The following is a 12,409-nucleotide window of genomic DNA, read 5'->3' on the forward strand; positions in this document are numbered from 1 at the left end:
CGCGCACGAACCGCAATCTCGACGACGACGAACCGCAATCTCGATGCACGGGGGCACCCGCCGGGAGCGTGAGCGGACGCACGCGCGCGAGCGACTCGGTAGGTTGGTTGCGTGAGCCACACGCAGCCTCCCGCGTCCATCTCCGCGCCCGGGTCGACCGGCCCGCTGACCCCCTGGCCCGCCTCCGCCCGTCCGCCCGCGCCCGCAGCCTTCGTGCCGATCGGACGGATCCCCGTGGTCGAGGTCGCCCCGGTCATCGAGGACGGCCGCTGGCCGGCGAAGGCCACGGCCGGGGAGGCGCTGCCGATCTCGGCGACCGTCTTCCGCGAGGGCCACGACCTGCTCGGCGCCACCGCGGTGCTCCTGCGCCCGGACGGCTCGGAGCACTCGCGCGCGCGGATGGTCGACGTCGCGCCGGGTCTCGACCGCCTCGAGGCCTGGCTGACGCCGGACGAGCCGGGCGACTGGTCGTTCCGGGTCGAGGCGTGGTCCGACCCGGTCGGCACGTGGATCCACGACGCGACGGTGAAGATCGAGGCGGGCGTCGACGTCGACCTCATGCTCGCCGAGGGCGCGATCGTGCTCACCCGCGCCGCCGAGGAGGACCGCCCCGCCGCCGACCGGGACGTGCTCCTGCGCGCCGCGGCCACCCTCGCCGACGACTCCCTCACCCCGGGCGAGCGCATGGTGCGCGCGACCTCGGACGAGGTGCAGGCGGTCCTCGAGGCGGCCCCGCTGCGGGACCTCCTCTCGCCGTCGGCCACCTACCCGCTCCAGGTCGACCGCCTCAAGGCCCTCGTCGGCTCCTGGTACGAGATCTTCCCGCGCTCGACGGGCGCCTACCGCGACCCGGCCACCGGGCAGATGGTCTCGGGCACGCTGCGGACGGCGGAGGAGGACCTGCCGCGGATCGCGGACCTGGGGTTCGACGTCGTCTACCTCACCCCGATCCACCCGATCGGCACGACGAACCGCAAGGGCCGCAACAACACCCTGGGCGCGGAGCCCGGCGACCCGGGGTCCCCCTACGGCATCGGCTCCCCCGAGGGCGGGCACGACGCGATCCACCCCGAGCTCGGCACGTTCGCCGACTTCGACCACTTCGTCTCGCGTGCGCGCGGCCTCGGGATGGAGGTCGCGCTCGACGTGGCGCTCCAGGCCTCGCCGGACCACCCGTGGGTCGCCGAGCACCCCGAGTGGTTCACCACGCGCGCCGACGGGTCGATCGCGTACGCCGAGAACCCGCCGAAGAAGTACCAGGACATCTACCCGCTCAACTTCGACAACGACCCCGAGGGCATCTACACCGCCGTCCGGGACGTCCTGCAGACGTGGATCGACCACGGGGTCACCCTGTTCCGGGTCGACAACCCGCACACGAAGCCGCTCGACTTCTGGCACCGGATCCTCACGTACTTCCACGCGCGCCACCCGGAGGTCGTCTTCCTCGCCGAGGCGTTCACGCGCCCGGCGATGATGCGCACCCTCGGCGCCATCGGCTTCCACCAGAGCTACACGTACTTCACGTGGCGCACCACCAAGGAGGAGCTCGAGACCTACCTGGTGGAGGTGGCCCACGAGACCGACACGCACATGCGCCCGGCATTCTGGCCGACCACGCACGACATCCTCACGCCGTACATGCAGCAGGGCGGCGCGGCGGCGTTCGCCGTGCGGGCCGTCCTCGCGGCCACCGGCTCGCCCACGTGGGGCATCTACTCCGGCTACGAGCTCGTGGAGAACGTGCCGCGGCCGGGCGCCGAGGAGCAGGTCGACAACGAGAAGTACGAGCTCAAGGCCCGCGACCACAGCCAGGACGAGGTCCGCGGCATCGCCCCGCTGCTGCGCACCCTCAACCGCGCCCGCCGGGAGCACCCCGCCCTGCAGCGGCTGCGCAACGTGGCGATCCACGAGACCACGAGCGACCAGATCCTCGCGTTCTCGCGGCACCTGCCGGCCGAGCAGTCGCCCACGGGTGAGCAGGACACGGTCATCGTCGTGGCCAACCTCGACCCGTTCACGACCCGCGACGGCCTCGTCCACCTCGACCTCGAGGCCCTCGGCATCGAGGTCGCCCCTGGCACCGGCCCGGACGCCCACGTGCTCACCGTCCGCGACGAGCTCGACGGCGCCGTCTACGAGTGGGGCGCGAGCCCGTACGTGCGCCTCACGCCCTCCGAGCGCACCGCCCACGTGCTGACGGTGCTGCGATGAGCGCGCCCACGATCCCCGACCTGCCCGACGACGCGGTGGGCGCGGGCCGCCCCGGGCTGTCCGACGACCCGGAGTGGTACCGCACCGCCGTCTTCTACGAGGTCTACGTCAAGACGTTCTCCGACAGCACGGCGGACGGCATCGGCGACCTGCGCGGGCTCACCTCGCGGCTCGACTACCTCCAGTGGCTCGGCGTCGACTGCCTGTGGATCCCGCCGTTCTACCCGTCCCCGCAGCGCGACGGCGGGTACGACGTCGCCGACTTCACCGCGGTCGACCCGCAGTACGGCACGCTCGAGGACTTCGACGACCTGATCTCCGAGGCGCACGCCCGCGGGATCCGCATCCTCATCGACGTGGTCGCCAACCACACCTCGGACGCCCACCCGTGGTTCCAGGCCTCGCGCAACAACCCGGACGGGCCGTACGGCGACTACTACGTGTGGTCCGACTCCAACGAGCGGTACCAGGACGCCCGGATCATCTTCGTCGACACCGAGGAGTCGAACTGGACGTTCGACCCGGTGCGCCGCCAGTACTTCTGGCACCGGTTCTTCTCCCACCAGCCGGACCTCAACTACGAGAACCCGGCGGTGCAGGAGGCGATCTTCGACGTCGTGCGGTTCTGGGCGCGCCGGGGTGTGGACGGCTTCAGGCTCGACGCGGTGCCCTACCTCTTCGAGGAGGAGGGGACCAACTGCGAGAACCTCCCGCGCACGCACGAGTTCCTCGCCTCCCTGCGCACGATGATCGACGCCGAGTTCCCCGGCACGCTCATGCTCGCCGAGGCGAACCAGTGGCCCGAGGACGTCGTGGACTACTACGGCACCCCCGAGGCGCCCGAGTGCCACATGTGCTTCCACTTCCCGGTCATGCCGCGGATCTTCTACGCGCTGCGCGACCAGCGGGCCTCGGCGATCCGGGACATCCTCGCGGCCACGCCCGAGCTCCCCCAGGGCGCCCAGTGGGCGACCTTCCTGCGCAACCACGACGAGCTCACGCTCGAGATGGTGAGCACGGAGGAGCGCGCGGCCATGTACGGCTGGTACGCCGAGGACCCGCGCATGCGCGCGAACGTCGGCATCCGACGTCGGCTCGCCCCGCTGCTGGGCCACTCCCGCGCCGAGCTCGAGCTCGCGAACGCCCTGCTCCTGTCCCTGCCCGGCTCCCCCTACCTCTACTACGGGGACGAGATCGGGATGGGCGACAACATCTGGCTCAACGACCGCGACTCCGTCCGCACGCCGATGCAGTGGACGCCCGACCGCAACGCCGGGTTCTCGACCGCGCCGGACCCCGGGCGGCTCTACCTGCCCGTCGTCCAGTCGCTCGTCAGCACGTACACGGCCGTCAACGTCGAGTCCCAGCTCGCCCAGCCCACCTCGCTCCTGCACTGGGTGCGGGGCATGCTCGACGTGCGCCGGCGCTTCCCCGTGTTCGGCGACGGCGACTTCGTCCCCCGCGACGTGGACAACGAGGCCGTCCTTGCGTTCACCCGCTCGAGCCTCGACAGCACGGTCCTGTGCGTCTCCAACCTCGCCAACACACCGCGCACCGCTCAGGTCGAGATCCCCGAGCACGCGGGCTGGGAGGCGACCGACGTGTTCGGCGGCGCCCGGTTCCCGGCGGTCGGCGCCGACGGGACGCTCGAGCTCACGCTCGGCTCGCGGGACTTCTTCTGGCTCGAGTTCACCCGGCCCGGCACCTCGCCGGCCGCGCCGCTCGAGGGCCGGACCGACGAGCCGCACCCCGACTTCCAGGGGCCGCCGAGCGTGGCCACCGGCCCCTCCTACCCCGGGTCGTCGCCGCGCACCGCGCCGAGCACGCCGCCGATGCCGACGCGCCGGCCGACCACCGGCATGTTCCCGGGACTCGACGCCGGGATCACCGCCGGGCCCACCCCACCGCTGCCCGACGACCGCGCCGAGCTGTCCCCGGTCGAGGAGGCGGTCGCCGCCCGCGACGCGGCCGAGCGCGGCGAGGAGAGCACCTCCGGGCACGAGGCGAGCGGCGCCGGCACCGAGGAACCGACGGACACGAAGGAGCACTGATGCCGACCGTCACCCCCGGGTTCGAGACGTTCCTCCCCCCGTGGATCGCCCGCCAGCGGTGGTACCGCGGCGGGGCGGACCCGGTGCTGTCGAAGGTGGGCTCCGCCCGCCTGGAGGACCCGGACGGCGAGGTCGGCATCGAGTGGTGGATGCTCCGCGACGACGCCGGGCCCGAGCGCGTCGTCTACCTCGTCCCCCTCACCTACCGGGGCGAGCCGCTGGCCGACGACGCCGGGCTCGTGGCCCGGACCACCCACTCCGAGCTCGGCGAGCGGTGGATCTACGACGCACCCCAGGACCCGCTGTTCGGCCGGCTCGTGCTGGGCGCGATCGCGGGTGACGTCGACGCCCCGGGCCTGGACGCCGAGCCCGCGGACACGGCGACCCTGCCGGCCGGCGACGGCCGGCTGCTGACCGGCGAGCAGTCGAACTCCTCGATCGTCGTCGGCCCGGCCGCCGGTCAGGACGCGGCCCCGGTCATCGTCAAGGTCTTCCGCGTCCTCGACGCCGGGGCCAACCCCGACGCCGAGCTCACCGCCGCCGTGTCCGGCGCGGGATCGACCGCGGTGCCGCGGGTGGTCGGCGCGCTCGCCGGGACGTGGCGGACCGGGGACGAGGACGGAGGCCAGGACGCGGCCGGCCGGGACGCCTCCGGGCACGTCGCCGTCGCCACCGAGTTCCTCGCGGGCGCGGACGACGCGTGGGAGGTCGCCGTCGAGTCGGCCCGCACCGGGACCGACTTCCGCGCGCGGGCACGTGCGCTCGGCGCCGTCGTCGGAGAGATCCACCGGCACCTGTTCACCCTCGGCACCGCCGTCCCCGGCTCGGGGGCGCGCAACTCGCTCACCGCCGAGGTCGAGGAGCGCCTGGCGCGCGCGAGCGCGAGCGCCCCCGAGGTGGGCGGGCTCGCCGAGAAGGTGCGCTCCGCGGTCGCCGGCGGCGTCGAGGCCGACTGGCCGGTGCTCCAGCGCATCCACGGCGACCTCCACCTCGGCCAGGTCCTCGACGTGCCCGGCCGCGGCTGGGTGGTGCTCGACTTCGAGGGCGAGCCGCTGCGGTCGCTGGCGGACCGCCGCCTGCCGGACACCCCGGAGCGCGACGTCGCCGGGATGCTGCGTTCGTTCGACTACGCCGCGGGGACCGCCCGCGCGGCCGGCGCCGAACCGGCCGCCACGCGCGCGTGGGCCGCCGGCGCGCGTCGCTCGTTCGTCGCGGGCTGGGAGTCCGTGGCGGGCCGCTCCGTCCGCGGCCCGCTGCTCGACGCCTCCGAGGTCGCCAAGGCGCTCTACGAGATCGACTACGAGGCCCGCTACCGCCCCGACTGGCTCGACGTCCCGCTCGACGGCCTGCGCACTCTCCTGTCCGTTCGAAGCGCCCCGGGCGACGCGGTGGGGAACAATGACGGCATGAGCGCCGAACCCGCCGCCGTCCACGCAGACGTCCTCGCCGCAGTCGCGGAAGGGACGTACCACGACCCGCACTCGGTGCTCGGCGCCCACCCCGGTGCCGAGGGCGTGACGATCCGCGCCCTCGCGCACCTCGCCGACGCCGTCACGATCGTCACCGCCGAGGGACGGGTCCCCGCGGAGCACGAGCACGGCGGCATCTGGTCCGCGCTCCTGCCCGGCACCGCCGTGCCCGACTACCGGCTCGAGGTCACGCACGCCGGCGAGCGGACCGTCGTCGACGACCCCTACCGGTTCCTGCCCACGATCGGTGAGGTCGACCTCCACCTCATCGCGGAGGGCCGGCACGAGACCCTGTGGACGGCGCTCGGCGCACACGTGCGCCGCTTCCCCTCCGTCCTCGGCGAGGTCACCGGCGTCTCGTTCACCGTCTGGGCCCCCAACGCGCAGGCCGTCCGCGTGGTCGGCGACCACAACGGCTGGGAGGGCCGCCGCCACGCGATGCGCTCGCTCGGTGGCTCGGGCGTGTGGGAGCTGTTCGTCCCCGGCGTCGCGGCCGGGCAGCGGTACAAGTTCCAGATCCGCACGCCCGAGGGTCACTGGGTCGACAAGGCCGACCCGATGGCCCGCCGCGCCGAGGTCCCGCCCGCCACGGCGTCCGTCGTCACGGAGACGGAGTACACCTGGCGCGACGACGAGTGGATGGCCGCGCGCTCCGCCTCCGACCCGCACGCCGGACCGATCTCGGTCTACGAGGTCCACCTCGCCTCGTGGCGGCCCGGGCTCAGCTACGTCGAGCTCGCGGACGAGCTCGTCAAGCACGTCACCTACCTCGGCTTCACGCACGTCGAGCTCATGCCCGTGGCCGAGCACCCGTTCGGTGGGTCGTGGGGCTACCAGGTCACCGGCTACTACGCCCCGACCTCCCGCATGGGCACGCCGGACGAGCTCCGGTTCCTCATCGACACCCTCCACCGTGCGGGCATCGGCGTCATCGTCGACTGGGTCCCGGCGCACTTCCCCAAGGACTCCTTCGCGCTCGCCCGCTTCGACGGGACCGCCCTGTACGAGGACCCGGACCCGCTGCGCGGCGAGCAGCCGGACTGGGGCACGTACGTCTTCAACTACGGGCGCCGCGAGGTGCGCAACTTCCTCGTCGCCAACGCCACGTACTGGCTCGAGGAGTTCCACGTCGACGGCCTGCGCGTCGACGCCGTCGCCTCGATGCTCTATCTCGACTACTCCCGCGAGCCCGGCCGCTGGCGGCCCAACGAGCGCGGCGGGCGCGAGAACCTCGAGGCGATCAGCTTCCTCCAGGAGACCAACGCGACCGCGTACCGCCGCTCGCCCGGCGTGATGATGATCGCCGAGGAGTCCACCGCGTGGCCCGGCATCACCGCGATGACCTCGGCCGGCGGCATCGGGTTCGGCCTCAAGTGGAACATGGGGTGGATGAACGACACCCTCCGCTACCTCGCGGAGGAGCCGATCAACCGCCGCTACCACCACGGCGAGCTGACGTTCTCCATGGTCTACGCCTACTCGGAGCAGTTCATCCTGCCGATCAGCCACGACGAGGTCGTGCACGGCAAGGGGTCCCTGCTCGCGAAGATGCCCGGCGACTACTGGCAGCAGCGGGCCGGCGTGCGCGCCCTGCTCGGCTACCAGTGGTCCCACCCGGGCAAGCAGCTGCTCTTCATGGGGCAGGAGTTCGCCCAGGGCGCCGAGTGGAACGAGGGAACCGGGCTCGACTGGGCGCAGGCCCAGCAGCCGGAGCATGACGCGATCGTCCAGCTCGTCCACGAGCTCAACCGCGTCTACCGCGAGCGGCCCGCCATGTGGTCGCAGGACTTCCGGCCCGAGGGCTTCGAGTGGATCGAGGCCGGGGACGGCGACCACAACGTGCTCACCTACCTGCGCCGCTCGGCCGACGGCACGGACCACGTGATGGTGGTCGTCAACTTCGCCGGCACCGCCCACGAGGACTACCGCGTGGGCGTGCCGGACAACGTGCCGGGCAGCTCCGCGTGGCGCGAGATCCTCACCACCGACGACGAACGGTTCGGCGGCTCCGGGATCCTCAACACCGGCGACCAGGTCGCCACCGACACCCCGTGGAGCGGCCGGTCCCGGTCGATCACCCTGCGGGTGCCGGCGCTGTCGGCCATCTGGCTGGAGCCGGTCGGCGGGGAGGCGACGCCTCAGGGCTGAGCGGCAGGTGCGGCGTCACCTCGAACCTGAGGTGAGGCGAGCTCCTTGACGAGCAGCCGGTCGACCTCGACCTCGTGGCGGACCTCGCCCGACGGCGTGGTCCAGGAGTACCTCGAGACGTCCTTGACGCCGGCGCGTCGGTACCCCAGGCGCTCGTAGATCCGCTCGGCTCCGGGATTGTCGACCGACACACCAACCGCGACGGTCACTGCGCCGGCGTCGACGACGAGCACCTCGGCACGGTGGATGATCGCGGTTCCGACGCCGCGGCCGCGAGCCCCCTCACGCACCTGGAGGTGGCAGATCTCCACCGCGGACGGGAACGCTGCCGCGGCGTTCTCCCCGACCGGCCCGGTCCACCGCACCAATCCCGAGCCGAGCGGTTCCTCGCCGTCCCACGCGACGAGGTAGCTGGCATCGCCGGACGCCGCCCGCGCGACGTGCGCCTCGTGCACGCCGGAGGTCGGCCACACGCGGACCAGGACCTCAAGGTCCGCATCCGTGCACGGCCGGACGACGACCGCCGACGCAGCAGCGGGCATCAGTACAGCGCGCTGGCGAGCAGGCGACGCGCCTTCGCGACCTCGGGATCAGCCGTCCCCTGGACGTCGAACAGCTCGAGCAACCGCTTCCGCACGGTCTCGCGCTCGTCCCCCGCGGTCCGGCGCACCACGCCGACCAGCCGGCCGAACGCGGCGGTCGCATCGCCGGAGACGATCTCGACGTCGGCCGCGACGAGCTGCGCGTCCACCCCGGCTCCCTCCGCGTTCCCGGCCGCGACCGCCTCCTGCGGGTCCTCGACCTCCGCGAGCCGGCGGGCCAACGAGACCTGGGCGAGCGCCGAGATCGCCTCGGCGTCCTTCGGGTTCTGCGCGAGCGCCTTGCGATAGGCCTCGGCGGCGGCGTCGAGGTCGCCCCGCTCGATCGCGGCCACGCCCTCGGCGTGCAGCGGCGGCAGCGGCTCGGGCTCCGGCTCGGCGGGCGCCTCGTCCCCCTCGCCCACCGGCAGGCGGCCGGTCAGCCCGTTCTGCTCGGCGACGGTGAGGATCTCGGACATGACGGGCCGCAGCTGGTCCGCCGGCGGGTTGCCGGTGAACAGGGGCATCGGGCGCCCGCCCATGAGGGCGACGACGGACGGCACCTGGCTGACCTGCAGCGCCTGCGCGATGCGCGGCTGCGCGTCGCCGTCCACCACGGCGAGCTGGACCCGGCCGCCCTGCTCGCGCACGAGCGTCTCGAGCGTGGCGCGCAGGTCGTCCGACCCTTGGGCGCGCGCGGAGAGGATCGCGACGAGCACCGGCAGCTCCTGGGAGCGCTGGACGACCTCGCCGAGGAGCTCCTCGGTCAGGTCGACGACGAGCCCGTTCGGGTCCGTGGCGGGCGCGGCACCACCCCCGGCCGGGGCGGCGGGCGCAGCAAGGGCGGACAGGTCGACGGCACCGTAGAGCGAGGGCTGAGACATGCGGCCATTGTCCCCCGATCCGGCCGCCTCGCGCAGCAGTCTTGGCCCACAGCGGAGCACGACGACGACCGGCGCCCACATCAGGGCCGGCGATCAGCCGGACGCACCCGCCCCTGCCGTCAGGAGCCGCGCGCCCGGCGGATGCGGGATCAGCCCTCGGAGGCGGACTCCGAGCCGGACTCCGTCGGCGACTCCGACGGCGACTCGACCACGGACTGGCCGGACGCGACCGCCTCGGTGAGCACCGACGTCGCGCCGAGGACCTCGATCGTCTGGTCCTCCGCCTCGGCGGACGGGACGTGGAAGGCGACCGACACCTGGGCGATCGCGCTCACCTCGTCCTCGACCACGCCGTCGTTGCCGAGCAGGTCGCCGAACACGCCGCCGACGGTGAGCGTGCCCTCGGGCTCCGTCTTCGTCACCGTGGTGGTGGTGCGGATGACGCCGACGACGATCGCGCCGCCCTCGACGGTCTGCAGCGAGAGCGGGCCGTCGACGACGGGCTCCGCCGACACGGTGGCGTTCCCCGCGGCGGAGACCGCCTCGTTGAGGCCGGCGGTCTCGGCGAACACGTCCGAGCGGAACTCGTCGGGCGCGAACGTGTCGGCCTGAGAGCCCTCGGGGTCCGAGATCAGCTGGGCGTACGCGTCGACGACCTCGGCTGGGCTCAGCGCCAGCGAGTCGTCGTCGGGGGTGAGCGCGTCGGCGCCGACGTCCGGGGAGAGCGTCTCCGGGACCGTCGCGCCGGGGAAGAGCTCGACCCACGACCACAGGCGGTAGTTGTCCCGCACGTCGGAGGTGGCGAGCGTGAGCAGCAGGGGCAGGTTCGAGCCGTCGGGGATCTGGCTCACGGCCATCGCCACGCGCGGGTACTCCTGGCTGCCGCCGACGATGTCGACCTGGGTGTCGAGCGAGAGCGGGTCGGGCTGGACCGTGCCGCCCGTCGCCTCGGCGATCCGGTACTCGGCCGAGCGCAGGCGCAGGGCCGGACCCATCACGCGCTCGCGCAGGAGCTCGGGGTCCTGCGCCTCGTCGGCCTCCTCGACCGAGGTCGAGATGCCGTCGAGGACGACCTGCATCGTCTCCTGGTCGAGCGCGGGGCCGGCCGAGTCGGACGGGCTCTCCGACGACGCGTCCGGGGTCGGCAGCTCCTCCTCCCCCTCGGTGCAGCCGGCGATCAGGCCGGCCGAGAGCAGGACGGCAAGGGTGGTCGTGGTGCGGCGGTTCATCGCGTCACCTCCGGTTCTCGGTGGCGTCCTTGGGGCCGAAGCCCCACAGGTCGCGCCATTCGTCGTCCGTCGACCGGCCGTGGCCGGGCGTCGGGGTGGTCGTGTCGTCGCCGTCGGCCGCCCGGTCGGTGCCGGGCGCGGCGGGGTCGTCGGTCGTGGTCTGCTCGGTCGTCCCGACGCCGGTGGGGGTGGAGGCGTCGGTCGCAGTCGATGACTCGTCCCCGCCGAGGGCGGGAGCGTCGGCCGCGCCGGCCGGGCCGCCGAGCCGTGCCCGACGGTCCAGCGCGCGCCGCTCGCGGCGGGACAGGGGCCGACCGGCGGCGCGGGCGGCCTCGGCGTCGGCGAGCGCCTGGTCCTCGACCGGGGCGGTCGGGGTCTCCTCGGCCTGCGCGGCGTCGTCGCCCGGTGCCACGCGGAGCTCGTCCGCGCGGGGCGAGTACGGGAGGATCCCGGCGCCGCGGGCCGACCCGGCCGAGCGCAGCTCGTCGCGGACGGGCGTGTCGACGCCGGTCCTCAGGTCCTCGCGGGTCTCGCGTCGCGCCTCGGCGAGCACGCGACGCTCGTGACGGCGCAAGGACTCGCCCTCGCGCTCGCGGCGCGCGAGGTCCGCCATGTCCGCGCTCAGCGCGGCGTCGACGGCCTCGGGCGAGACGTCGACCGGGTCGGCGACGGGGATGTCCTCGGTCTCGTCGTCCTTCGGGGCGAAGGGCGACGACGACGAACGGCCGCCGGCGGACCTGCTCGCTCCGGCGAGGGCCGCACCGGCCCCGGCCGCAGCGCTACCGGCGACGGCTGCCGCGGCACCGCGGCCGCCCGACGCGGTGGTGCCCGCCTCGCGAGCACCCTCCGCGCGGTCACGGGATCGGTCGCCGGATCGGTCGTCGGACCCGGCTGCCTCGGACCGGTCCTCTGCCGCGCCGCGCTCGTCGTCGTCGGTCCCGTCCGCCTCGGCCCCGTGGCTGGTGTCGACGGAGGGGGCGTAGGGGTCCGTCGTCGGGTGCCCCGCGGCCGGCGCCGCGGCGTAGGCGCCGGACTCCGCGCGCGTGGCCGCCACGTCGTCGTCGACGGCCGGCTCGGGCGAGACCGGGACGGCAACGCCCTCGCCGTCACCCGCGACGCCCACGTCCCGACGCCGGGACGGCCACAGCAGCAGGGCGAGCGCGGTGAGCAGGAGCACGCCGCCGACGATCAGGCCGGGCACGAGGTAGGGGGTGGACACCTCGCGGGGCCAGGACAGGGTGATCGACGGGGCGTCGGCCTCGCCGTCGACCACGGCGAACAGGGTGTGCCGGCCCGGCTCGGCGGTCCACTCGATCTCCACCTCGCCGGTGGCCGTCTCCGCGTCCCGGAACATGTCGGAGCCGCCGGGGTGCGGGACCGGGGACTCGGTGCCCGCGGTGCTCGAGTCGAGCTCGGTGCGCGAGAGCAGGCCGCTGACGGACGTGCGCTCGCCGTCCCCCACCCACTCCGTCACCCGGTCGGTGGGCGTGATCGTGTACCAGATCTCCTCGCCCGGGTCGGCGGTCAACGTGATCGTCACCTGGTCGGCGCCCATCTCGAGGACGCCCGGGTCCGTGGTGAGGATCGGCGTGCCCGGCCGCTCGGGGAGCGTCGCCGTGAGGTGGTCCTCGTCCTTCCAGGTGGTGGCGGACATGACCGCCAGGACGATCGCGGTCACGCCGAGGACGGCGAGAAGGGCCGCGAGGATGCGTCGGATCACGGGGCGGGCGTCCTTCCGGTCGGCGGCCGCCGGCGGCGACACGGGTCGACTGGACAGGATACGGCGTGATAGCCGCGCGCGGAGGGTGTGACGGCCCACGCCCGGGCGCGGCCGCC

At 74.0% G+C, this 12,409-nt stretch carries 7 protein-coding genes; 3 read left to right on the forward strand and 4 right to left on the reverse strand.

Features of this window, described 5'->3' with window-relative positions:
* Window positions 1–111: 111 nt before the first annotated feature.
* Genes ACZLMO_RS02490 through glgB form a run of 3 tightly spaced genes read left to right on the forward strand, consistent with a single transcriptional unit; the run spans window position 112 to window position 7,882 of the window.
* Window positions 112–2,214: an alpha-1,4-glucan--maltose-1-phosphate maltosyltransferase gene (locus tag ACZLMO_RS02490; protein WP_425714512.1), complete on the forward strand. Its 2,103-nt coding sequence runs from the start codon at window positions 112–114 to the stop codon at window positions 2,212–2,214.
* Entirely contained in the window at window positions 2,211–4,265 is a 2,055-nt protein-coding gene (gene treS / locus ACZLMO_RS02495) for a maltose alpha-D-glucosyltransferase (protein ID WP_425714513.1), read from the forward strand. Before ACZLMO_RS02490 ends, treS begins: the two co-directional genes overlap by 4 nt.
* Window positions 4,265–7,882 (forward strand): 1,4-alpha-glucan branching protein GlgB, encoded by a 3,618-nt coding sequence (glgB, locus tag ACZLMO_RS02500; RefSeq protein ID WP_425714514.1) that lies wholly within the window; start codon window positions 4,265–4,267, stop codon window positions 7,880–7,882. The genes treS and glgB overlap by 1 nt, the downstream gene beginning before the upstream one ends.
* Here glgB and ACZLMO_RS02505 read toward each other — a convergent pair.
* The 4 genes from ACZLMO_RS02505 to ACZLMO_RS02520 all read right to left on the reverse strand — a co-directional run bounded on the left by ACZLMO_RS02505 (window position 7,873) and on the right by ACZLMO_RS02520 (window position 12,293).
* On the reverse strand, window positions 7,873–8,424 hold the full coding sequence (locus ACZLMO_RS02505; protein ID WP_425714515.1) for a GNAT family N-acetyltransferase: 552 nt from the start codon (window positions 8,422–8,424) through the stop codon (window positions 7,873–7,875). The genes glgB and ACZLMO_RS02505 overlap by 10 nt on opposite strands.
* Complete coding sequence (locus ACZLMO_RS02510) at window positions 8,424–9,344, reverse strand: co-chaperone YbbN (protein ID WP_425714516.1); 921 nt, start codon at window positions 9,342–9,344, stop codon at window positions 8,424–8,426. The genes ACZLMO_RS02505 and ACZLMO_RS02510 overlap by 1 nt, the downstream gene beginning before the upstream one ends.
* Window positions 9,345–9,493: 149 nt before the next feature.
* On the reverse strand, window positions 9,494–10,573 hold the full coding sequence (locus ACZLMO_RS02515; protein ID WP_425714517.1) for a hypothetical protein: 1,080 nt from the start codon (window positions 10,571–10,573) through the stop codon (window positions 9,494–9,496).
* A 4-nt stretch (window positions 10,574–10,577) separates the two neighbouring features.
* Window positions 10,578–12,293, reverse strand: coding sequence for a hypothetical protein (locus ACZLMO_RS02520; protein WP_425714518.1), 1,716 nt, complete (start codon window positions 12,291–12,293; stop codon window positions 10,578–10,580).
* Between the last annotated feature and the right edge of the window lie 116 nt (window positions 12,294–12,409).

The organism is Georgenia sp. G2120 (assembly GCF_055326485.1).